The following is a 23676-nucleotide window of genomic DNA, read 5'->3' as shown; positions in this document are numbered from 1 at the left end:
ATTAGGGAGGAACAACTTCGATACATATACTATAAAATGTGGATGTGACGCCCGTGTGAACATAGAGTGAAAGAGAGAGGGAGTTTTAAATAGAAGATAGAAAGACAAAAAAATAAGACCATCACACAGGATGGCCAAAGGAAGGGGACAATTTATGTCAATTTAATTAGGGATGGAAAGCTGTTCAAGACACTGGGGAATGTCTTATAAATTAGGGAGGAACAGCTCCGATACATATACTATAAAAGATAGATGTGACCCCTATGTGAACATAGAGTGAAAGATATGAGGATTTAAGCAATGATACATATAAAATGATTGTTGTGAGAGTTATAGAGTAAGGATACTTATAATAGAAAGAGTCTTTTCATAAATGAAGTGAAGTTCGAGTATAAATAACAGTTGAAAACTATGAAAAAAAGGATTATGCTCAACTATATTATAAGAATATAAGGTTTATCCTGCTATTTAAGGTTTTTTATAAGCCTTTAGTTATGAGGGAAAAAAGGGAGCTAGTGAATATGGAAGTAACAAAAAGACAAAGGCTGTATAATCGTTTTATACGATTAAATCCACCACAAATATTAGCATTAGGTTTTTTCTGCTTAATTGTGGTTGGCGGTTTGTTATTAAAGTTACCATTCGCAACGAAAGTACATATTAGTTGGGTAGATGCTTTCTTTACGGCAACATCAGCAGCAACTGTAACGGGTTTGGGAGTAGTAGATACTGCAAGTACGTTTACGATGTTTGGCGAAATTGTAATTATGTTTTTAATTCAAACGGGCGGTTTAGGTCTTATGACAATTGCCATTTTAATTGTTTGGGTATTAGGTAAAAAAATCGGATTACGTCATCGCTTATTAATTGGAGAGGCGTTTAATCAGACAAATATAGGTGGTCTCGTAAAATTAGTAAAACGTGTCTTTATATTTTCAATTTGTATTGAGTTTATTGGAGTCATCTTTTTATCATTTCGTTTTATTCCAGAGTTTGGCTTTGGAAAAGGTTTATACTATAGTATTTTTCACGTGATCGCATCTTATAATAATGCTGGATTTGCTCTATGGCCGGATAATTTAACAAGGTATGTAGGCGATCCGATTATTAATATTGGGATTTGCTCTTTAATCGTAATAGGTGGTCTCGGATTTACCGTACTAATTGATATATGGTATAGCCGGAGTTTTCGAAAACTATCGCTTCATTCCAAAATCATGATTATTGGAACGGTAGCGCTAAATGTGATAGCGATGATTGTGATTTTTGTATTGGAATATAATAATGTGAAGACGTTAGGGAATTTACCGTTAAATGAAAAGTTATGGGCTTCTTTTTTCCAAGGGATTACTCCTCGTACGGCTGGATTTAATACAGTTGACTACGGGGGAATGGAAGAATCATCTATATTATTTACGATGGTTTTAATGTTTATTGGTGCAGGAAGTGTATCAACAGGTGGAGGGATTAAATTAACAACGTTTGTTATTTTAGTTACATCTGTTCTTTCTTTCTTTAGAAAGAAAGAGGAAATCGTATTATTTCAGCGCACAATTAAAATGTCGACAGTAACGAGAGCATTAGCAATTGCCGTTGCTAGTCAAATCCTTATTTTTGCAGCAGTATTTATGTTAATGCTTACAGAAGACTTCAGTTTTATTCAGTTACTATTTGAAACAATTTCAGCGTTTGGAACGGTAGGATTAACGATGGGAATTACTGCAAAGTTATCAGCGTTTGGAAAATGTATGATTATGTTTGTTATGTTTTGTGGATTAATCGGACCGTTAACACTTGTATTTTCTTTAGCGCGACCAGCAAAACAAAAAATTAAATATCCGTCAGAAGATGTATTTACAGGATAAGGTATCCCGCATAAGCGAGATACCTTTTTCTTTTTAAAAGAGGGAGAACAATAAGCCGATAAGCGCTACTCGGAATAAAATTGCAATGAGTGCTGCAATTCCGCCGACAATCGCAGCGATACCACCAGTTACAGTAGCTCCGCGATTATAAGCGTAAATACCTAGTAGTACAGAAACAAGACCGAATAATGTTGGGAAGGTGAAAAGTGATAAGATAGATAAGGCAAGAGCGATAAAGCCAGCCGTTGATCCAGCAGCGGACGATCTTACATCATCTTTATGTTCCTTCTCATCGTAATCATAATCAATGCGCTGTGGTGCAACCTCAGCTGCATATTCTTCTTTATAGTCACTATAATCACTATCTATTCTATCTCTTTTTTTATACTCATCAAATTTCTCAGTCAAAGTCATGACTCCTTTCATAACAAGGTTCAATAGTAGTATGTATCTCTTTTTCCTTTTTATCCGAGTATGTACAGGGAGTAATATCCATTTAAAAGGTGAAGATTGTTTTTTTGAAATAGGAAAAGTTAGTATGACTTCCTCTATTTTGGAAAGTATAAAAAAGAATAATGAGGAAAGGGTGCAATACATAATGGAACATCCAATTGAAAATTTAATGAAAACAGCAATGACAAATTTAAAAGAGATGGTAGATGTAAATACGATTGTTGGAAGTCCAGTTTCAACAGCTGACGGAAATGTAGTATTAACAGTATCTCAAGTGGCCTTTGGTTTTGGAGCTGGAGGAAGTGACTTTAAAGGTGAATTTATTTCCGAAAAACATAATAATGGACAAGGGCAGCATAAAGAGAATAAGCAAAGTCATCCATTTGGAGGCGGAAGCGGGGCTGGGGTTTCTATTAGCCCAGTTGCTTTTTTAGTAGTTGGTTCTAACGGTGTGCAAGTATTACATCTCAATAGTAGTACACATTTAATTGAAAAAGCTTTAAATACCGTACCAAGCACTGTAGATAAATTTGTAAATGGTCGCTAAAAGTGAACTTGCATTTTTTAGGAATTATGATATATTAGAAAAAGTGCGCTTTAGGATGATCGGAATAATTGAACTGTAAATATATATGATGTGTGGAATAAGGGAGAGGAATTTATGATTAATATCAAAAACTTAGTAGTTGGCTTATGTATGTTAGTAAGCGGTTTTGTTGTATATGTAATAAAAGAAAAAGCTCCATTCTAAAACAGACAAACCGTTATTGTCTGTTTTAAATTTGTGAAAAATGTTGACAAGTTGTTATATTGATGTTAGAATTTTAATTCGTGTCTCGGTTACAGCTAGTGTAAAGTAAATAAATCTTATAAATATAATACGAAAAGTTTGCGAAAGATCGGGTAGTTTTACCAACAACTTTTGTGAACAAACCCTATAAATTATAATTATAGGCTTTATAGGTATACTAGTGAATCAAGGAGCGGTCAGTGGAACCGTAATGATGAGAGAGAGGTAGGGCTTTCATCCAGTATATGTTACTTTCCCGTTAGGTGAATATAAAAAAGAGGACTCCTTTTCAGAAGGAGTCCTCTTTCTTTTTTGTATGGAATTTAAATGCGGCTCTCAACTTGCTGGCAAATTTCATCTGTTGTTAAACCGTGGGCGTTAATTACCGATCCTTTTATTGATGTATCTGCAATACCCATCATATTAGAATCTTGCCCAGTTACAACGCAACAGTCGCATCCTTGTGCGTCATGTTCCGAGTTAATTGTAACGACTTCATGCCCCTGTTGCTGAAGAGCTTGTTGGACATCTGTTAACGAATTTTCAACACCAATTTTAGCCATAATTCTCACCTCCTACCATCTAGTTGTTAGTATGCTCAAGTTCATCGTATATATTTATACAAAGACGGTAGGAAGCATATATTTATCTGTTATTTACGGGTAGTCTGATTAAAGTACGACTTTATTTAGTCGTTATATACACCAGTAAGCATTTGGCTTACGAATTGATCGTTTAAAGTATCTTGGGCGGAAGAAGTATTTGAATGGATGTCGATGGAAGCAATAAAATTGTTATGTTCTTTATTATTTGGTTCTACCTCTACATAATTATCGAATTTACAAAAACCTTTCGTATCCATTAGATCGAATAGTTGAAGCATTTCTACTACCTCTTGTCTCGTTCCTTTAATTTGTACACACGCCATATTGATTTCCTCCTTCATTTTGACAAATTGTTTTTTAAAAATAGGATTATGATTCCGAAATGAAAAATATGAATGTTATTTTTAGACAGCGTTATTTTTATTATTTCCCCCCTTTTTCAGCAAAAGTCGTTGTATATTCCCGAATTTATAAAAACGGACGTCCGTTTATTGAATACAATAGATTCGTATCAATTGACGAAAATCCTTCTTTTAAACAAATATTTTTTTAATGGAAATTGACGAAAAAAAATTTTTGACTTTTTGTAAACGTTAACAATGTTGTTAAATCAATATAATTAAAGATGTACGTACGAATAAAAATTATAAATTTTCTAAAAATTCACTTGATTTATTTAGAAAGGAGAGTAAACTAGGAAACAATAAAAAATTCATAGAACATAGGAGGCGCTTTCCAGTGAACGAGCAATGGATTTTCTTAAATGGAGAATTTGTTCCAAAAGACGAGGCAAAAGTATCAGTATATGATCATGGTTATTTATATGGAGATGGAGTATTTGAAGGAATTAGAGTCTATAGCGGTAATGTTTTCCGTTTGAGAGAGCATCTTGTCCGGTTATATGAATCAGCAAAATCCATCATGTTAGAAATTCCATATTCTTTAGATGAAGTAACGAATATTGTTGTTGAGACGATTCGACAAAATAAATTATCTAATGGATACATTCGCCTAGTTGTATCGAGAGGAGCAGGAAATCTTGGGTTAGATCCTGATTCTTGTAAAAAACCGAATGTAGTAGTAATTGCAGAGCAACTATCTTTATTCCCGCAAGAATATTATGAAAAAGGGATTCCAGTTGTAACAGTTGCAACGCGCCGAAACCGTCCAGATGTATTGTCGCCTCAAGTAAAATCTTTAAATTACTTAAACAATATTTTAGTTCGCATCGAAGCGAAATTGGCTGGAGTACAAGAAGCGCTTATGTTAAATGATCAAGGATACGTAGCTGAAGGCTCAGGGGATAACGTATTTATTGTAAAAGGAAATAAATTAATTACACCACCAAGTTCTGCTGGAGCGTTAGAAGGCATTACACGAAACGCTATTTTAGAAATTGGTGAAAAACTTGGATATGACGTTAGAGAAGAGTTATTTACAAGACATGACGTATATGTAGCTGATGAAGTATTTTTAACAGGAACAGCAGCTGAAGTAATTGCTGTTACGACAGTAGATGGTAGAACGATTGGTTTAGGGCAAACGGGTCCACATACGAATCGTTTACTAGAAGAATTCCGAAAGTTAGTTATAGAAGATGGAGAGAAAATTTACGAAGAAAATAAAGTTGGATAACAACTTTTTATAACATAAGAAAGCGTTGATAGGGAGGAGTAGTTGATTGTGAAGCCTCACAGAGAGTCGGTGGTTGCTGGAAACCGATGGTTCACGTCGACGAACATCGCCCTTGAGTGCTAAGCTGAAGCATTTGTCTAGGCTTAGACGGTAGCTCCGTTACTAGCTAGACTCATTTTATGGGTCACTGAGGCAAGAGTATTCTTGCAAAGAAGGGTGGTACCGCGAAATCTTTCGTCCCTTCAGCACATAGCTGGAGTGTGGACGTAGGATTTTTTTTATTGATAAAAGTTTTTAAAAGGGGGCTTATAAGAACAATGTCTTCAAAAACGGAAGAGAAACTGGCAACTGGTGCACAGCTATTGTTAGAAGCGCTAGAAAAGGAAGGAGTAGAAGTGATTTTTGGTTATCCTGGTGGTGCTGTTTTACCTCTTTATGATGCACTCTATGACTGTGAAATTCCGCATATTTTAACAAGGCATGAACAAGGTGCTATTCACGCTGCTGAAGGATATGCCAGAATTACTGGCAATCCAGGGGTTGTCATTGCAACGAGTGGACCGGGTGCTACAAATGTGATTACTGGTCTAGCAGATGCGATGATTGATTCGTTACCACTTGTTGTATTTACAGGGCAAGTAGCGACAACATTAATTGGAAGTGATGCTTTTCAAGAAGCCGATATTATGGGGCTTACGATGCCGGTGACAAAACATAATTATCAAGTGCGAAAGGCTTCAGATTTACCTCGAATTATTAAAGAAGCATTTCATATTGCGAGAACAGGAAGACCAGGGCCAGTCGTTATTGACCTTCCGAAAGATATGGTAGTAGAGCAAGGCGAACGATGTAGTGATGCGCAAATGGATTTACCAGGATACAACCCGAATTATGAACCGAATCTACTTCAAATAAACAAATTATTACAAGCAATTAGAGTTGCAAACAAGCCATTAATTTTAGCTGGAGCAGGTGTATTGCATGCGAAAGCTTCGAAAGAATTAACAAGTTTTGCTCGTAAATACGAAATTCCTGTTGTGCATACATTACTTGGTCTTGGTGGCTTTCCGCCAGATGAAGAGCTTTTTCTAGGGATGGGAGGAATGCATGGTTCTTACACAGCGAATATGGCGTTATATGAATGCGACTTACTCATTAATATAGGTGCGAGATTCGATGATCGTCTTACTGGAAATTTAGCTTATTTTGCTAAGGAGGCGACTGTCGCGCATATTGATATTGATCCAGCAGAAATCGGAAAAAATGTGCCGACTGAAATTCCTATTGTTGCAAGTGCTAAGCAAGCGCTCCAAGTATTACTTCAATCAGAAGGAAGGAAAGAAAATCATCATGAGTGGATCTCTTTATTAAAGAATAGAAAAGAAAAGTATCCATTCTCTTATAAACGAAATTCTGAAAGTATTAAGCCTCAATATGCAATTGATATGTTATATGAAATTACGAAAGGAGGAGCGATTGTAACAACAGATGTGGGGCAACATCAAATGTGGGCAGCCCAATATTATCCGCTAAAAAATCCAGATAAATGGGTAACTTCAGGAGGATTAGGAACGATGGGATTCGGATTTCCTGCAGCAATTGGTGCACAAATTGCAAAGCCTGAAGAACTAGTTATTGCAATTGTTGGTGACGCTGGATTTCAAATGACACTGCAAGAATTAAGTGTGTTAAAAGAACACTCTTTACCTGTTAAAGTATTTATTTTAAATAATGAAGCTTTAGGAATGGTAAGACAATGGCAAGATGAATTTTATAACAAAAGATATTCGCACTCTTTACTACCTTGCCAACCAGATTTCGTTGCTCTTGCGAATGCGTATGGCATAAAAGGAGTTCGCATAGATGATCCACTTCTTGCGAAGAAACAATTGCAGCATGCAATTGAATTACAAGAACCGGTCGTAATTGATTGCCGTGTACTTCAATCAGAAAAGGTAATGCCGATGGTTGCGCCAGGGAAAGGTGTTCACCAAATGGAGGGAGTGGAAAAAAGGTGAAGAGAATTGTTACAGCAACAGTTCGAAATCAAAGTGGTGTGTTAAACCGAATTACAGGTGTTATGACACGAAGACATTTTAATATTGAAAGTATTTCAGTAGGTCATACGGAATCATCGGACATATCGCGGATGACGATTGTTGTACACGTTGAAAATGAACAGCAAGTTGAGCAGCTAATTAAACAACTGCATAAGCAAATTGATGTTTTGAAAGTATCAGATATTACAGAAGAAGCGATGATTGCAAGAGAACTTGCACTTATTAAAGTAGCCACTTCGGTAGCGAGGGCGGAATTATACAGTTTAATTGAACCGTTTCGAGCCGCTGTAATAGATGTTGGAAAGGATTCCATAGTTGTGCAAGTAACAGGTACACAGGAGAAAGTAGAAGCATTAATTGAATTACTTCGTCCATACGGTTTGAAAGAAATTGCAAGAACAGGGGTAACAGCCTTTACGCGTAGTATGAAAAAACAAGATAAGCAAGTTATGTTAATTCAATAATCATTTAAATATAGGGGGAAATGAAAATGGCAAAAGTTTATTATGAAAAAGATGTAACGGTAAATGTATTAAAGGAAAAAAAAGTAGCAATCATTGGATACGGCTCGCAAGGTCATGCGCATGCGCAAAATTTACGTGATAACGGATTTGATGTAGTAGTAGGTTTAAGAAAAGGGAAGTCTTGGGATAAAGCGAAAGAAGATGGATTTTCTGTATATACAGTAGCGGAAGCAGCAAAGCAGGCTGATGTAGTAATGATTTTACTGCCAGATGAACTGCAACCAGAAGTATATGAAGCGGAAATTGCGCCAAATTTACAGGCAGGAAATTCTCTCGTTTTCGCACATGGATTTAATGTTCACTTTGATCAAGTGAAACCACCAGCGAATGTAGATGTATTTTTAGTAGCGCCAAAAGGTCCAGGACATCTTGTGCGCCGTACATTTAGTGAGGGTGGCGCTGTTCCAGCATTATTTGCAGTATACCAAGATGCAACAGGAGTTGCGACTGAAAAGGCACTTTCTTATGCCGATGGAATTGGAGCGACGAGAGCTGGTGTATTAGAAACGACATTTAAAGAAGAAACAGAAACAGACTTATTTGGAGAGCAAGCTGTACTTTGCGGCGGAGTAACTGCGCTAGTAAAAGCTGGATTTGAAACGTTAGTTGATGCGGGATATCAGCCGGAACTTGCATATTTTGAATGTTTACATGAACTGAAACTTATTGTTGACCTTATGTATGAAGGTGGACTTGAAAATATGAGATATTCAGTTTCAGATACAGCGCAGTGGGGCGACTTCGTATCAGGGCCACGCGTTGTAACGGAAGATACGAAGAAAGCGATGGGTACAGTGCTAGCAGAAATTCAAGATGGTACATTTGCAAGAGGTTGGATTGCAGAGCATAAAGCAGGAAGACCGAATTTCCATGCGACAAATGAGAAAGAGAATGAACATGAAATCGAAGTAGTTGGACGTAAATTACGTGAAATGATGCCTTTCGTACAGCCGCGAGTAAAGGTAGGGATGAAATAATATGAAGCAGATTTTGTTCATGGATACGACGCTACGTGATGGCGAACAATCACCAGGAGTGAATTTAAATGAACAAGAGAAATTGCAAATTGCAAGGCAATTAGAGAGACTAGGGATCCATGTTATGGAAGCTGGCTTTGCAGCAGCTTCCGAAGGGGATTTTCAATCGGTAAAACGCATCGCGAATACAATTCAAAATGCTACAGTTATGAGTTTAGCTAGAGCAAAAGAAAGCGATATTCGAAGAGCATATGAAGCTGTGAAAGGTGCGGTATCTCCTCGTTTACACGTATTTTTAGCTACAAGTGATATTCATATGAAATATAAACTTTGTATGTCAAAAGAGGATGTATTAGATAGTATTCATCGTTCTGTTACACTTGGAAAATCATTATTTCCAACAGTACAATTTTCTGCAGAAGATGCGACAAGAACAGCAAGAGATTTTTTAGCTGAGGCAGTAGAAGTTGCGATTCGTGCAGGAGCGAATGTAATTAATATTCCAGATACAGTTGGATATACGAATCCAGAAGAATATTATTCTCTTTTTAAGTACTTACAAGAATCCGTTCCTTCATATGAAAAAGCAATTTTCTCTTGTCATTGTCACGATGACCTTGGGATGGCTGTAGCAAATTCGCTAGCTGCGGTTGAAGGGGGAGCATTGCAAGTAGAGGGAACAATTAATGGAATTGGAGAGAGAGCAGGGAATGCGGCATTAGAAGAAATCGCAGTTGCTCTTCATATTAGAAAAGATTTCTATCAAGCAGAGCCTTCTATGACGCTAAAAGAAATTAAAGCGACAAGTACATTAGTAAGCAGATTAACAGGTATGGTTGTACCGAAAAATAAAGCAATCGTTGGAGCGAATGCATTCGCTCATGAATCCGGAATTCATCAAGATGGTGTATTAAAAGAAGTGACAACGTATGAAATTATTGAACCAGAGTTAGTAGGCGAATCTCAAAACCTATTTGTACTTGGAAAACATTCTGGACGTCACGCGTTTACAGAAAAAATGAAAGAGCTTGGCTATGAATTTACAACGGAAGAACGAGATGCAGTGTTTGAAGCGTTTAAAAAATTAGCTGATCGTAAGAAGGAAATTACTGAGGAAGATTTACGAGCACTTATGCTTGGTGAAGCAGCATTTGCGGCTCAGCAATATAATATTACGCAACTGCAAGTACATTTCGTATCAAATAGTACACAATGTGCGACAGTTGTACTAAAAGATGAGGAAGGAAATGTATTCGAAGATGCAGCTACTGGCTCTGGTAGTATTGAAGCAATTTATAATGCAATCCAAAGAATTTTAGGATTAGAATGTGAATTAGCGGATTATCGCATACAATCTATTACACAAGGTCAAGATGCACTGGCTCATGTTCATGTTGAATTAAAAGAAGGAACACATCAAGTATCAGGTTTTGGTGTTGCGCAAGACGTATTGGAAGCGTCGGCGAGAGCATATGTCCACGCAGCGGGGAAATTGAAATCTTTTATCCAGCTTGTGAAATAAGTGTTTGATAGGTGAGAGGGACTATTCTCACCTGTCAAATTAATGTTCTGAAAATTCAGTTAAAAAGGAGTGTTGAAATTGGAAAAACGTATCGTTTGTTTAGCTGGTGATGGTGTTGGACCGGAAGTTATGGAAAGTGCGAAGGAAGTATTGCATATGGTAGAAAGGTTATATGGTCATCATTTTCATTTGCAAGATGAGTACTTTGGCGGGAGTGCTATCGATTTAAATGGGCAACCATTACCACAACGAACGCTTGCCGCTTGTTTAGCAAGTGATGCGGTTTTACTAGGAGCAGTTGGTGGACCAAGGTGGGATAGTGCGAAAGAAAGACCAGAGAAAGGATTATTAGCTTTAAGAAAAGGGCTCGGTGTATTTGCGAATGTTCGCCCTGTAACGGTAGAAAGTGCAACGGCACATTTATCGCCATTAAAAAAGGCTGATGAAATTGATTTCGTTGTCGTTCGTGAATTAACAGGTGGGATTTATTTTTCTTATCCGAAAGAACGAACCGACGAAGTAGCAACAGATACACTTACGTATCATCGCCATGAAATTGAACGTATCGTTTCTTATGCCTTTCAATTAGCGAGTAAACGGAAGAAAAAAGTAACATCTATTGATAAGGCGAATGTTTTAGAATCTAGTAAACTATGGAGAACTGTAACAGAAGAAGTAGCACTTCGTTATCCAGATGTTGAACTAGAACATATTTTAGTAGATGCAGCTGCTATGGAGTTAATTCGGAATCCAGGACGGTTTGATGTAATTGTAACAGAAAATTTATTTGGGGATATTTTAAGTGACGAAGCTTCCGTATTAGCTGGATCATTAGGAATGCTTCCATCAGCAAGTCATGCGGAAAAGGGCCCTTCGCTATACGAGCCTATTCACGGATCAGCGCCGGATATTGCCGGGAAAAATAAGGCGAATCCAATTGCGATGATGCGCTCTGTTGCCATGATGCTTGGGCAATCGTTCGGATTAACGAGAGAGGGGTGTGCAATTGAAGAAGCGATTTCAGCAGTCCTTAAATTAGGAAAATGTACAGCAGATATTGGCGGGACTGAAACGACAACTTCATTTACGAAGGCAGTAATGCAAGAAATGGAAGAGCAAGCACTAGTAGGGAGAGGAAGATAATGGGGAAAAGGTTGCTAGATAAACTTTGGGAAAGACACGTAGTTGCGACAAATGAAAATGGATTAGATTTATTATATATCGATCTGCACCTTGTTCATGAAGTAACGTCACCGCAAGCCTTTGAAGGCTTGCGGCTTACAAATCGAACGGTACGCAGACCAGATTTAACATTCGCAACGATGGATCATAATATTCCAACGAAAGATGTTTGGAATATTACCGATCGCATTGCGAAGCAGCAACTAGATACACTTCGGGAAAATTGTAAACAATTTCAGGTGCCGTTAGCGGATATCGGAGATGAAGAGCAAGGGATCGTTCATGTTATCGGACCAGAACTTGGGCTCACGCAGCCAGGCAAAACAATTGTTTGTGGTGATAGTCATACAGCAACGCACGGTGCGTTTGGCGCGCTAGCGTTTGGTATTGGTACGAGTGAAGTGGAACATGTATTGGCAACGCAAACGCTGTGGCAAAGAAAACCGAAAGCGATGGGCATTGAGTTAAAAGGAAAATTACAGAAAGGCGTTTACGCAAAAGATATTATTTTGCATCTCCTTTCAAAGTACGGTGTAGCAGTTGGAACGGGATATGTAATGGAATTTTACGGAGAGACGATTCAGGCTATGGAGATGGAAGAGAGAATGACGCTTTGTAATATGGCGATTGAAGGAGGAGCAAAAGCGGGTATTATCGCGCCAGATGAAAAAACAGTTGCTTATGTAAAAGGACGTAAATATGCACCGAAAGACTATGAAACTTTCGAGAAGAAATGGTCTGAACTTTATACAGATGCAGATGCAATGTATGATTTACATATTTCGATAGACGTTACGGATTTAGCGCCATACGTTACGTGGGGAACAAATCCGAGTATGGGAGTTCGTATTGATGAGAAATTGCCAGAAAAGCATGATGTAAATGACGAAAGAGCATTTTCTTATATGGGATTAAGCCCTGGACAAAGTACGTATGACATTCCAGTTCAACATGTCTTTATTGGATCTTGTACAAATTCCAGGCTCTCAGATTTAGAAATTGCTGCATCTGTTGTGAAAGGGAGAAAGGTAAAAGAAGGTGTGCGAGCACTCGTTGTGCCTGGATCGAAAAGAGTAAGGGACGCGGCGATGCAAAAAGGACTACATCACATATTTGAAGAAGCAGGATTTGAATGGAGAGAACCTGGATGTTCCATGTGTCTTGGGATGAATCCAGATCAAGTACCCGAAGGAGAGCATTGCGCTTCCACTTCAAATCGTAATTTTGAAGGAAGACAAGGAAAAGGAGCAAGAACACATTTAGTTAGCCCAGCAATGGCGGCAGCAGCTGCGTTATATGGTCATTTTGTTGATATTAGAAAGGAGAGTTATGATGGAGCCATTTCGTATTCATAAAGGTACTGCCGCAGTACTTATGAATGATAACATTGATACAGATCAAATTATTCCGAAGCAATATTTAAAGAGAATTGAAAGGACGGGATTTGGGAAATATTTATTTGATGAGTGGCGGTATGATAATGAACGACACGAAAACCCTAATTTCCCACTTAATGCACCAGATAGAAAAGGAGCAAGTATATTAATTACAGGTGATAATTTTGGATGTGGTTCCTCAAGAGAACACGCACCTTGGGCACTTGCTGATTATGGTTTCCGCGTAATTATCGCGGGAGGGTTTGCAGATATTTTTTATATGAATTGTATGAAGAATGGTATGTTACCAATTGTAATGGATAAAGAAATGCGAGAAAAGCTTGCCAAAACGGATGCAAGAGAACAAATAGAAGTAAATTTAGAGAATGAAGTAATTACAGCAAGTACGCACAGGTTTCATTTTACAATAGAGAAAATGTGGAAAGAGAAATTATTAAATGGTTTAGATGAAATTAGTATTACAATGCAATATGAACAAGAAATAAAGGAGTATGAAAGAAGGGTAGCTGTATATTAAAAGATAACGGAATATTTAAAATGTATTTACATTCAGAATTAAGTATTATATAATATGTAAAAATTAGAGGAGAAAGGGAGTAAGTATTATGAAAACAATGCAATCTATTAAAATGCTTACACAACTACATCATCATACATAAAGCCCTTGAACCTAGCGTGAAAACGTGTAGGTGCAAGGGTTATTCCCGTTGTACCTACACGCTACTAAAGAGCCTTGTAGGTATATTTTATCTACAAGGCTCTTTTTATTTTCGGTTTAGGTGCATGAAATAAGCATACATTAGAAAGGGAAAGGTGTGAGAATTTCGATGACAAAATGGAAACGGGCAAATCCAAATGGAACGAGAGATTATTTATTCGAAGAATGTACGTTAATTGAAGAAGTGGAGCAAAAATTAAGGCGTACTTTTTTAGAGAGAGGTTATGAAGAAATAAGGACACCAACAATTGAATTTTATGATGTGTTCGCCTTTCAAAGCAGGCCGATAGATGAAGAAAAGATGTATAAATTTTTTGATGAAAAGGGAAGGATTATCGTATTGCGTCCAGATATGACAATTCCTTTAGCGAGAGTGATCGGAACGCAGAGGTGTGATACACCACTTAAAGTGACGTATAGCGGAAATGTATTTCGAGCGAATGAGTCCCTTACTGGAAAATATAATGAGATCGTGCAAAGTGGTATTGAAATTATCGGTATTGATAATGTAAGAGCTGAAATTGAATGTGTTATAAGTGTCATTCAATCACTTCAAAAGTTGAAAGTGCAATCTTTTACAATAGAGATTGGGCAAGTGCAGTTATATAAATGTATTGTCAAAAAGCTCTCCATTCATGAGGAAGAAGAGAAAGTTCTTAGAACATATATTGAAAGTAAAAATTATGCTGCTCTATCAAATTTTATTAGAGAAAAAAAATTTGATCGATGTGATGAAACAGTAAGGTTACTGGAGAAATTACCAAGGTTATTTGGGAATTTAGAAGTGATTGAGGAAGCAGAAAAACTCGCCTCCAGTAATGAAATGAAAATGGCCATTGCAAGAGTGAAAGAAATATATGAAGCAATTGACAATCTAGGCTATGGATCGTACATATCAATTGATTTAGGTATGATTCAACATTTGGACTATTATACAGGTGTTATTTTCAAAGGGTATATATATGAAATTGGAGAAGAAATTGTTAGTGGCGGAAGATATGATGAGTTAATTGGAAATTTTGGAGAAATGTTGCCAGCTGTTGGACTCGCGGTGCAAGTTAATCAAATTGTGAAGGCGCTGCAGGAGCAGCAAGAACCGTATGAACGAAAGAGAATAGATATTATGATTCATTACGAGTTAAATAGATTAGCAGAAGCGGAACGGTTACGAAATTTACTTCAAAAGGACGGGAAAAAAGTAGAGATATCTTTATGTTCTAATTTAAATGACACCTTTCAATTTGCAAGAAAAAATCAAATAGTGACGGTTGTTGAGGCAAAGAACGAATCGTTAGTGGAATATGTATGGAACGAGAAATGGGTAGTCCAGAAAGAAGGAGAAACTTCATGCGTAACATTCAAATTGCGTTAACGAAAGGAAGATTAGAAAAACATGTGATTCCACTCTTTGAGCAGATTGGAATCGATTGTTCAGAGCTTAAAAATAAAGGACGAAAGCTTGTCTTTCAAAGTAAAAATACAGATATCTCATTTATTTTGGTGAAAGCAGTAGATGTTGCTACTTATGTAGAACATGGAGTAGCGGATATCGGGGTCGTTGGAAAAGACGTTTTAATGGAAAACGAAAAAGATATTTATGAAATGTTGGATTTAGGAGTAGGTGTGTGTAAGTTTTGTGTTGCTTCTATTCCTACTTATAATCCGAAGAGCTACCGGAAGAAACGTATTGCGACGAAATATCCACATATTACTTCTAACTATTTTCATGATAAAGGAGAGGATGTAGAAATCATAAAAATAGAAGGGTCTGTAGAAATCGCTCCTATTCTTGGATTGGTAGATGCGATTGTTGATATTGTTGAAACAGGAAAAACATTACAAGAAAATGGACTCGTTGTATTTGAGGAAATGTATTCTATATCTGCTCGAATGATTGTGAATAAGGCTGCATTAAAAACTAAAAAAGACGAAATATTCAGTATTATAAATATGATGGAGCAAGAAATTTTGTCAGGAAAATAGGGGGACTTGTAATGGAGATCGTTTTTGAAGATTTTCAAAAGGCGTTATCGAAAATAAAATTGCTACGAGAAAACGCTAATATAATAGAAGAAACTGTTCAAAGAAATGTAAGCGAAATCGTTCGAAATGTAAGGGAGAGTGGGGATGAGGCCTTATCTTTTTATACAAAAAAGTTTGATGGTGTAAAGATAAAAGAGTTTCGTGTAAGTGAAGAAGAAGAAAAACGAGCGAGTATGTTTGTAGAGAATTCATTTTTAGAAGCGTTACAAGAGGCGAAGAAAAACATTATTTCGTACCATGAAAAGCAAAAAAGACAATCGATGTTCGATTGTGCGAGTGAAGGCATCATTAGAGGGCAAATCATTCGGCCGTTAGAGAATGTAGGCGTATATGTGCCAGGCGGAACTGCTTCGTATCCTTCGTCAGTATTAATGAATGTATTGCCAGCAAAACTCGCTGGTGTGAAAAAGATTGTAATGGTAACACCGCCAAGAGAAGGAGGAATTGATCCACATATTTTAGTTGCTGCAAGCCTTGCGGGAGTAGATGAAATTTATACGATAGGTGGTGCGCAAGCAATTGCTGCTTTAGCATACGGTACGGAATCGATTCCGAAAGTGGATAAAATAGTTGGACCAGGAAATTTGTACGTCGCTCTAGCTAAACGAGAAGTATATGGAATAGTAAATATCGATATGATTGCTGGACCGTCAGAAATTGTAGTTATTGCGGATGAAACCGGCAATGCAAAATATATTGCGGCTGATTTATTATCACAAGCAGAACATGACGAGAGAGCGACAGCAATTTGTATTACAACAAATATAGAGTTAGCAAAAGAAGTAGAAAAAGAGATAGAAAGGCAGTTAGAAACATTACCAAGAAGCGAAATTGCACGTGAATCAATAAATAGAAATGGAGCTATTTTTATCGTTCCTTCTATAGATGAGGCACTACAGTTATCGAATGAAATTGCCCCGGAACATTTAGAGTTACATATAAAAGAACCGATGAATGCTTTAGCTTATGTGAAACATGCAGGATCTATCTTTCTTGGACCATATGCACCAGAACCGCTCGGGGATTATTTAGCAGGACCGAATCACGTGTTACCGACAAGTGGAACGGCAAGGTTTTTCTCACCGTTATCAGTCGATGATTTTGTGAAAAAATCAAGCTTTCTGTCTTATACGGAGGAAGCATTAAGAGATGTCCAACATCATATTGTAGAGCTTGCCAATAAAGAAGGATTACATGCGCATGCGAGAGCAATTCAAATAAGATTTGAGGAGGAAGAATAATGCGTGAGTCTAGTCAAATACGTGAGACGACAGAGACAAAAATAAAATTAAGTTTACAGCTTGATGATGGGAAGAATGTTTCTGTACGAACGGGAGTTGGTTTTTTTGATCATATGCTAACTTTATTTGCAAGGCATGGAAGATTCGGTTTGCAAGTGGAGGCAGAAGGCGATGTATTCGTTGATGCGCATCATACAGTTGAGGATGTTGGAATTGTACTCGGAAATTGTTTGAAAGAAGCATTGCACAGTAAAGAGGGGATTAACAGGTACGGCTCAGCATATGTACCGATGGATGAGTCTTTAGGCTTTGTTGCAATTGATATAAGTGGACGCTCATATATTGTATTTCAAGGAGAATTAACGAATCCGAAGCTTGGGGATTTTGATACAGAACTAACGGAAGAATTTTTTAGAGCAGTTGCTCATGCTGCCAATATTACATTACATGCTCGTATTTTATACGGAAGTAATACACATCACAAAATTGAAGCCTTATTTAAAGCGTTTGGTAGAGCGCTTAGAGAAGCAGTCGAAAGAAATGCCAACATTACTGGTGTAAATTCAACGAAAGGGATGTTGTAATTGATTGCCATTATAGATTATGGAATGGGAAATATTCGTAGTGTAGAACAAGCATTAAAGCATATTGGAGCAGCGTACATTGTAACGAGTGATAAAGAAGAGATTTTTAGAAGTGATGGAGTGATTTTACCAGGAGTAGGTGCATTTCCAAAAGCGATGGATGTATTGGAAGAAAAAGATTTAGTGCGTGTGTTACAAGAAATCGGGCGTTCAAGAAAACCACTTCTAGGTATTTGCCTAGGAATGCAGCTTTTATTTGAAAAAAGTGAGGAACTACAAGACTGTAACGGGCTAAGTTTATTGCCAGGCGTTATTCGAAAGCTAAAGGTTCCTTATAAAATTCCTCATATGGGATGGAATGAGTTAAAGAAAGAAGGAGAAATAGCGCTTTGGAATGGAGTAGAGGACGGTTCTTTCGTATATTATGTCCACTCTTATTACGCAGATTGTCCAAATGAAATTGTGTATGGAATAAGTGATTATGGAGTGAAAGTACCTGGTTTTGTAGCAAAAGAAAATATATATGGCGCACAGTTTCATCCTGAAAAAAGTGGTGATATAGGCATGCAAATGTTGAAAAATTTTAAAGGAGTGGTAGAATCATGGAAATCTTCCCAGCTATCGATTTAAAAAAGGGACGATGCGTTAGACTGTATCAAGGGGAATTTAGTAAAGAAACAGTAATGAATGAAGATCCGGTTGCGCAAGCGATTATATTTGAAACATTTGGAGCGAAACGGTTGCACATTGTTGATTTAGATGGTGCAGTTGCTGGTGAATCGTTAAACTTGTCCGTCATTGAAAGAATTTGCAAGGCAGTACGTATTCCAGTGCAAGTTGGCGGAGGAATTCGATCACTTGTAGCCGTAGAGAAGTTATTTTCAGTAGGGGTAGATAAAGTGATTTTAGGAACAGCTGCTCTTTATGATAAGCCATTTTTAGAAGAAGCAGTTTTTCTATATAAAGAAAAAATCATCGTCGGAATTGATGCGAAAAATGGTTTCGTCGCAACGAGAGGCTGGCTTGATGTATCTGAAATTTCTTACATTGATTTAGCAAAACAAATGGAGAATATAGGTGTTCAAACAATTGTATTTACAGACATTTCGAAAGACGGGACACTTGCAGGACCGAATATAGCACAATTGGAGTTACTACAAAAAAGCGTTTCTACTCGACTTATTGCTTCTGGAGGAATTGCATCTATTCAAGATGTGAAAAAGTTAAATGATATGAACATATACGGCGTCATAATTGGTAAGGCTCTTTACGAGAAAACGATTGATTTAGAAGAAGTGCTAGAGGTAACAAAGTTATGTTAGCAAAACGCGTTATTCCATGTCTAGATGTGAAAGAAGGGCGAGTCGTAAAGGGTGTAAATTTTATAGGACTACAAGATGTCGGGGATCCTGTTGAAATAGCAGCTTTATATAATGATGCGGGAGCAGATGAAATAGTATTTTTAGATATTACGGCAACTCATGAAGGACGAAAAACGATTGTAGATGTTGTAGAAAAAACGGCTTCAAAAGTATTTATTCCTCTTACAGTTGGCGGAGGAATTTCAAATGTGAAAGATATGTACAATTTACTAAGAGCTGGAGCAGATAAAGTTTCAATTAACTCAGCAGCAGTGCGAAATCCAAAATTAATCGGAGAAGGGGCAGAGCATTTTGGCTCACAATGTATTGTCGTCGCAATTGATGCTAGAAAAGTAGCAGAAGATAAGTGGAATGTATATGTGAACGGCGGAAGAGTTGATACGGGAATGGATGCAATCAGGTGGGCAAAGCGCGTTACAGAGCTAGGCGCAGGCGAAATTTTATTAACGAGTATGGATGCAGACGGAACGAAAAACGGATATGACCTTCGTTTAACAGAAGAAATTTCAAAAAGTGTTTCCGTACCTGTCATCGCGTCAGGCGGGTGCGGTCATGCTGATCACATTATAGAAGTGTTTCAAAAGACAGCAGTTGATGCAGCATTAGCGGCATCAATCTTTCATTACGGTGAGGCGACAATAGGGGACGTAAAGAGAAAGTTAAGAAATGCAAATGTTGAGGTGCGGCTATGAAACCTAACTTTTCAAAAGGACTATTACCAGCAGTTGTAATTGAAGAAGATACAAAAGAAGTTTTAATGCTAGCTTATATGAATGAAGAGGCATATGAAAAAACAATAGAAACGAAAAGAACATGGTTTTATTCTCGTTCAAGAAGGTCGTTATGGAATAAAGGAGAAACATCAGGTAATGTCCAACATGTGCAATCTCTTTATTTAGATTGTGATCAAGATTCAATTGTTGTTGTCGTAAAGCAAGTAGGACCTGCATGTCATACGGGAGAAAAAACATGTTTTCATTACAAAATTATATAGGGGGATACATATGAAAAACGCCTTTACATTACTATTTGAAACAATTGAAGAACGAAAGAGAAATCCACTTCCTGAATCATATACAAATTACTTGTTTTCAAAAGGAGAAGATAAAATTTTAAAGAAAATTGGTGAGGAATGTACGGAAGTAATTATTGCATCCAAAAATAATGATAACGAAGAGCTAGTGAAAGAAATGGTTGATGTATTGTATCACTGCTTCGTGTTATTAGCCGAAAAAAATATATCATTAGAAGATATTATGGAGGAAGTGACAGAAAGAAATGGGAAGCTTTCGAGAGTAGGGGACAGAAGAGAAATAGATACATTATAGGGGGAATACGTATGAAGGTGGATTATCACATTCATTTAGAAGAAGGGCCATATTCAATAGGATGGCTAGCTAAAATAAATGAATCATTACAACATTATGAACCGCTAAAAGAAGAAAAACATTCTATGGAATGGCTTGTGAAAACACAAGAACGCCTGCAAAGACGTGTGAATGAAGGACCATTTACAACGAAATGGATTGATTTATATTTAGAAGAAGCTTTGCGAAAAGGGATAAAAGAAGTTGGTATTGTCGATCATTTATACCGTTTTTATGAAGCGAAAGAATACTATGAAAAATATGTTGATATTAGTGATTCGGGGCTTGGACGTTTACAAAAGGAATGGTTAGACCAAGTAAGGGTAGCTTCACTACATGATTTTACAAAGGCAATTGAAGAGGCGAAAGAACGGTGGAGTAAAAGAGGTGTTACGCTTAAACTTGGAATTGAAGCAGATTATTTTATTGGTGGTGAACAACAATTACAATCTTTACTTGCATTAGGAGATTTTGATTATGTAATTGGTTCTGTTCATTTTTTAAATGGCTGGGGATTTGATAATCCAGATACGAAAGAATATTTTAAGGAACATGACTTATATGCTTTATATGATACGTTTTTCAAAACGGTTGAGTGCGCAGTTCGTTCTGAGTTATTTGATATTATTGCTCATCTTGACAACATAAAAGTATTTAATTATCGGTTAGATGAGAATGAACAAATTTCTTATTATAAGAAAATTGCGCGTGCATTAGTAGAAACAAATACAGCAACGGAAATAAATGCGGGATTGTACTATCGCTATCCTGTGCGCGAAATGTGTCCGAGTCCGCTATATTTACAAGTATTAGCTAAACACGAAGTTCCGATTACACTTTCTTCAGATGCTCATTATCCGAATGATTTAGGGAAATATGTGGAAGAGAATATAAAGACGTTACGTAATCATGATATTGCTCACTTAGCTACATTTACGAAACGAGTCCGAACGATGAGATTACTAGAAGAAGTAACAATTTCAAAATGATCATGATTTTTTCATGAAAACCCATCTTTTTGTTCAAAATAAGAAAGAATAAAAAGGAGGGTAAAGAAATGGTGAAACAACAAAATAAACAAAATGTACAAGATGCACAGCAACAAGCGTATACTTCTGATACGAATGCTACATCTCAATCAGTGATTGAGGAGCAAATTAGTGATACAGTTGCAGAAGGAACAATTGATGTGAAGCTTGGAAAACAATCGCAAGAAAAAGCGTAAAAAGAGGGGAGACTTGCATCTCCTCTTTTTTTGTGGAAAAGTGTCGATTTTCAAAACTATAATCAAATTCCTTGGTTTTTATATGTGGATTTCTTACAATGAAAGATAAGAGCTATCCTATTTTGTATAGAAGAGGTGTTAGTATAGTGGCAAAAATATTAGTAGCAGGAAAAATTCCAGCAATCGGATTAGAACTATTAAAAGATCATGATGTAGAAATGTATGATAAAGAGGAGTTAATTTCTTTAGATGAATTAACAGAACGTGTAAAAGATAAAGATGCATTGTTAAGCCTACTTTCTACAAAGGTGACAAAAGAAGTGATTGATGCGGCACCTAATTTAAAGATTGTTGCAAACTACGGTGCTGGTTACGATAATATTGATTACTCATATGCTGGAGAAAAAGGGATTGCGGTAACGAATACACCGAAAGTATCAACGGAAGCGACAGCAGAATTAACATTTGCACTTCTTTTAGCGGCGGCACGTAGAATTCCTGAAGGTGATACGCTATGTCGTACAACTGGATTTAACGGATGGGCACCGTTATTTTTCTTAGGCCGCGAAGTACATGGTAAGACAATTGGAATTATCGGCCTTGGAGAAATCGGAAAGGCAGTTGCAAAGCGTGCGAAAGCGTTTGGAATGAATGTTTTATATACAGGACCAAATCGAAAGCCTGAAGCTGAAAGTGAACTAGAAGCAACATATGTAACATTGGAAGAATTATTACAAACAGCAGACTTTATTACAATTAACTGTGCGTATAATCCGAAATTGCATCATATGATTGATGAGGAACAGTTCAAAATGATGAAGAAAACAGCGTATATTATAAATGCTTCACGTGGACCAATTATGCATGAAGCGGCACTTGCTCATGCTTTAAAAACGAATGAAATTGAAGGGGCAGCTCTTGACGTGTTTGAATTTGAGCCGAAAATTACTGAAGAGCTAAAAGGATTAAAGAATGTGGTACTTGCTCCTCACGTAGGAAATGCAACATTCGAAACGCGTGATGCGATGGCAGAAATGGCAGTAAGAAATATTTTGGCAGTATTAAACGGTGAAGAGCCTGTAACACCTGTCAATCAAAAAGTATTCGTTACAAAATAAAAAGAAACCTTCCGGAATCGGAAGGTTTCTTTATTTTTCTTTATTTGCTCTTTTTGATGGTCTTTGTCTAAGGAATTGAGATAGCATGTACAAAATATATAGTGGAATAGCAATGAATAAGAAAACAGAAAAATTACCGAACCCTGTTTGGTACATTGTGATAATGATGCCCACTAAAAATAGTGTAATAATGATGCTATATCGTGGAATTGGTACATCCTTTAAACTTGGGATACGAATGCGGCTCACCATTAAAAATGCGAACGTTACAAATACTGTAATAAGAACGATTTTTGGAATGGTATGTGAAAATAATGTTAAGAAAGCAACAAGCCCTCCCGCTGCTGTAATCGGTACCCCAGTGAAATATTTCATTGAAGTAGAAGATGGTGTTACATTAAATCGTGCTAAACGATATGCTCCGAAAAGAGGGAATAGTCCCGCTATGTATAGTCCGATGATTCCATAATTAGAGAAAGATGTGTAATACATGAGAACAGCAGGTGCTGCACCAAATGTTACGACATCCGCAAGCGAGTCAAGCTCTTTTCCCATTTGTGAATCAACACGTAATAAACGAGCAACACGCCCATCAAGACTATCTAACATCATCCCGATAAGTACTAAAATAGCAGCTGATTTATAATATCCTAAAGATGCATAGCCGATTGACAAGAATCCACTATATAAATTTCCGAGCGTAAATAAGTTTGGAATAGCTGCTCTATACAAAATCTGATCCCTTGCTTTCTGTAATAAATTCTTAATTAGTTTATGAAAGTTTACTTATTTTATCATACCATAAATTTCTTCTTCATACGAAAGAAATTCCCAATTTGTGAAAGATTTCATAGAAGAATGATTTGAAAAATAAGTGAAAAAAGAAGAGGTTGTCCCAAAAGGTCGTTAAAAACGACCTTTTGGAGACAATTTCTTATATTTCACCTTTATATGGATAAAAACCCCAATCATAAATAGAAAACCCATT

Annotated in this window: 27 protein-coding genes and 1 other annotated feature; of the genes, 23 read left to right on the top strand and 4 right to left on the bottom strand. The window is 36.9% G+C overall.

Annotated elements, in window-relative coordinates:
- Nucleotides 1–521: 521 nt before the first annotated feature.
- A complete protein-coding gene (locus MR083_RS21245) occupies nt 522–1865 on the top strand; it encodes a TrkH family potassium uptake protein (protein ID WP_000454127.1) in 1344 nt (447 codons plus the stop codon).
- A gap of 33 nt (nt 1866–1898) precedes the next feature.
- On the opposite strand, the gene MR083_RS21240 is transcribed toward MR083_RS21245, so the two are convergent.
- Nucleotides 1899–2291: an imidazole glycerol phosphate synthase gene (locus MR083_RS21240; RefSeq protein ID WP_001997037.1), complete on the bottom strand. Its 393-nt coding sequence runs from the start codon at nt 2289–2291 to the stop codon at nt 1899–1901.
- Nucleotides 2292–2403: 112 nt separating this feature from the next.
- Between MR083_RS21240 and ytfJ the strand changes: the two genes are divergently transcribed.
- Nucleotides 2404–2865, top strand: coding sequence for a GerW family sporulation protein (gene ytfJ / locus MR083_RS21235; protein ID WP_001997038.1), 462 nt, complete (start codon nt 2404–2406; stop codon nt 2863–2865).
- 114 nt (nt 2866–2979) lie between these two features.
- A complete protein-coding gene (locus MR083_RS21230; protein ID WP_000608225.1) occupies nt 2980–3069 on the top strand; it encodes a hypothetical protein in 90 nt (29 codons plus the stop codon).
- Nucleotides 3070–3431: 362 nt separating this feature from the next.
- On the opposite strand, the gene MR083_RS21225 is transcribed toward MR083_RS21230, so the two are convergent.
- The gene (locus MR083_RS21225) at nt 3432–3671 is read right to left on the bottom strand and encodes a YkuS family protein (RefSeq protein ID WP_001062581.1); all 240 of its coding nucleotides are present in this window, start codon (nt 3669–3671) and stop codon (nt 3432–3434) included.
- Between the two features lie 125 nt (nt 3672–3796).
- Nucleotides 3797–4036, bottom strand: coding sequence for a DUF3911 family protein (locus MR083_RS21220; protein ID WP_000752504.1), 240 nt, complete (start codon nt 4034–4036; stop codon nt 3797–3799).
- A gap of 415 nt (nt 4037–4451) precedes the next feature.
- Between MR083_RS21220 and ilvE the strand changes: the two genes are divergently transcribed.
- The 20 genes from ilvE (at nt 4452) to MR083_RS21120 (ending at nt 22688) form a co-directional block, all read left to right on the top strand.
- On the top strand, nt 4452–5348 hold the full coding sequence (ilvE, locus tag MR083_RS21215) for a branched-chain-amino-acid transaminase (protein ID WP_001005497.1): 897 nt from the start codon (nt 4452–4454) through the stop codon (nt 5346–5348).
- 16 nt (nt 5349–5364) lie between these two features.
- Nucleotides 5365–5593: a binding site (T-box leader), on the top strand.
- Between the two features lie 72 nt (nt 5594–5665).
- Nucleotides 5666–7366 carry an acetolactate synthase large subunit gene (gene ilvB / locus MR083_RS21210; protein WP_242269812.1) on the top strand — a complete coding sequence of 567 codons (1701 nt, stop codon included), beginning with the start codon at nt 5666–5668 and terminating at the stop codon, nt 7364–7366.
- Nucleotides 7363–7872, top strand: coding sequence for an acetolactate synthase small subunit (gene ilvN / locus MR083_RS21205; RefSeq protein WP_000822948.1), 510 nt, complete (start codon nt 7363–7365; stop codon nt 7870–7872). Before ilvB ends, ilvN begins: the two co-directional genes overlap by 4 nt.
- A 26-nt stretch (nt 7873–7898) precedes the next feature.
- The gene (gene ilvC / locus MR083_RS21200; protein ID WP_001151735.1) at nt 7899–8909 is read left to right on the top strand and encodes a ketol-acid reductoisomerase; all 1011 of its coding nucleotides are present in this window, start codon (nt 7899–7901) and stop codon (nt 8907–8909) included.
- A gap of 1 nt (nt 8910) precedes the next feature.
- The gene (gene leuA / locus MR083_RS21195; RefSeq protein ID WP_242269811.1) at nt 8911–10431 is read left to right on the top strand and encodes a 2-isopropylmalate synthase; all 1521 of its coding nucleotides are present in this window, start codon (nt 8911–8913) and stop codon (nt 10429–10431) included.
- A 78-nt stretch (nt 10432–10509) separates the two neighbouring features.
- The gene (leuB, locus tag MR083_RS21190) at nt 10510–11574 is read left to right on the top strand and encodes a 3-isopropylmalate dehydrogenase (RefSeq protein WP_000415369.1); all 1065 of its coding nucleotides are present in this window, start codon (nt 10510–10512) and stop codon (nt 11572–11574) included.
- Nucleotides 11574–12968 carry a 3-isopropylmalate dehydratase large subunit gene (gene leuC / locus MR083_RS21185; RefSeq protein ID WP_000518107.1) on the top strand — a complete coding sequence of 465 codons (1395 nt, stop codon included), beginning with the start codon at nt 11574–11576 and terminating at the stop codon, nt 12966–12968. Before leuB ends, leuC begins: the two co-directional genes overlap by 1 nt.
- Nucleotides 12946–13527 carry a 3-isopropylmalate dehydratase small subunit gene (gene leuD, locus MR083_RS21180; protein ID WP_242269810.1) on the top strand — a complete coding sequence of 194 codons (582 nt, stop codon included), beginning with the start codon at nt 12946–12948 and terminating at the stop codon, nt 13525–13527. Before leuC ends, leuD begins: the two co-directional genes overlap by 23 nt.
- A 310-nt stretch (nt 13528–13837) precedes the next feature.
- Nucleotides 13838–15100, top strand: a complete 1263-nt coding sequence (hisZ, locus tag MR083_RS21175) for an ATP phosphoribosyltransferase regulatory subunit (protein ID WP_242269809.1) — start codon at nt 13838–13840, stop codon at nt 15098–15100.
- Nucleotides 15076–15711 (top strand): ATP phosphoribosyltransferase, encoded by a 636-nt coding sequence (gene hisG, locus MR083_RS21170; protein ID WP_242269808.1) that lies wholly within the window; start codon nt 15076–15078, stop codon nt 15709–15711. Before hisZ ends, hisG begins: the two co-directional genes overlap by 25 nt.
- A gap of 11 nt (nt 15712–15722) precedes the next feature.
- Complete coding sequence (gene hisD, locus MR083_RS21165) at nt 15723–17012, top strand: histidinol dehydrogenase (RefSeq protein ID WP_000407009.1); 1290 nt, start codon at nt 15723–15725, stop codon at nt 17010–17012.
- A complete protein-coding gene (hisB, locus tag MR083_RS21160) occupies nt 17012–17596 on the top strand; it encodes an imidazoleglycerol-phosphate dehydratase HisB (RefSeq protein WP_001209290.1) in 585 nt (194 codons plus the stop codon). The genes hisD and hisB overlap by 1 nt, the downstream gene beginning before the upstream one ends.
- Nucleotides 17597–18226 carry an imidazole glycerol phosphate synthase subunit HisH gene (gene hisH, locus MR083_RS21155; RefSeq protein ID WP_000560331.1) on the top strand — a complete coding sequence of 210 codons (630 nt, stop codon included), beginning with the start codon at nt 17597–17599 and terminating at the stop codon, nt 18224–18226.
- A complete protein-coding gene (hisA, locus tag MR083_RS21150; protein WP_000402315.1) occupies nt 18199–18918 on the top strand; it encodes a 1-(5-phosphoribosyl)-5-[(5-phosphoribosylamino)methylideneamino]imidazole-4-carboxamide isomerase in 720 nt (239 codons plus the stop codon). The genes hisH and hisA overlap by 28 nt, the downstream gene beginning before the upstream one ends.
- The gene (gene hisF / locus MR083_RS21145) at nt 18912–19670 is read left to right on the top strand and encodes an imidazoleglycerol phosphate synthase cyclase subunit (RefSeq protein ID WP_000880229.1); all 759 of its coding nucleotides are present in this window, start codon (nt 18912–18914) and stop codon (nt 19668–19670) included. Before hisA ends, hisF begins: the two co-directional genes overlap by 7 nt.
- Nucleotides 19667–19972, top strand: coding sequence for a phosphoribosyl-AMP cyclohydrolase (gene hisI, locus MR083_RS21140; RefSeq protein ID WP_000803969.1), 306 nt, complete (start codon nt 19667–19669; stop codon nt 19970–19972). The genes hisF and hisI (MR083_RS21140) overlap by 4 nt, the downstream gene beginning before the upstream one ends.
- 10 nt (nt 19973–19982) lie before the next feature.
- On the top strand, nt 19983–20306 hold the full coding sequence (hisI, locus tag MR083_RS21135) for a phosphoribosyl-ATP pyrophosphatase (RefSeq protein WP_062821847.1): 324 nt from the start codon (nt 19983–19985) through the stop codon (nt 20304–20306).
- Between the two features lie 11 nt (nt 20307–20317).
- Nucleotides 20318–21334 carry a histidinol phosphate phosphatase domain-containing protein gene (locus MR083_RS21130; protein WP_000861821.1) on the top strand — a complete coding sequence of 339 codons (1017 nt, stop codon included), beginning with the start codon at nt 20318–20320 and terminating at the stop codon, nt 21332–21334.
- 68 nt (nt 21335–21402) lie between these two features.
- Nucleotides 21403–21570, top strand: coding sequence for a DUF4025 domain-containing protein (locus MR083_RS21125; RefSeq protein ID WP_000240694.1), 168 nt, complete (start codon nt 21403–21405; stop codon nt 21568–21570).
- Between the two features lie 146 nt (nt 21571–21716).
- The gene (locus tag MR083_RS21120) at nt 21717–22688 is read left to right on the top strand and encodes a 2-hydroxyacid dehydrogenase family protein (protein ID WP_242269807.1); all 972 of its coding nucleotides are present in this window, start codon (nt 21717–21719) and stop codon (nt 22686–22688) included.
- A gap of 30 nt (nt 22689–22718) precedes the next feature.
- Here MR083_RS21120 and pssA read toward each other — a convergent pair whose 3' ends face one another.
- Complete coding sequence (gene pssA / locus MR083_RS21115) at nt 22719–23420, bottom strand: CDP-diacylglycerol--serine O-phosphatidyltransferase (protein ID WP_000285422.1); 702 nt, start codon at nt 23418–23420, stop codon at nt 22719–22721.
- Between the last annotated feature and the right edge of the window lie 256 nt (nt 23421–23676).

It is taken from the genome of Bacillus cereus group sp. BfR-BA-01408 (assembly GCF_022663305.1).
Lineage (GTDB): Bacteria > Bacillota > Bacilli > Bacillales > Bacillaceae_G > Bacillus_A > Bacillus_A pacificus.
Note: the sequence above shows the minus strand (reverse complement) of the source record. Positions and strands in the feature narration are given on the sequence as shown.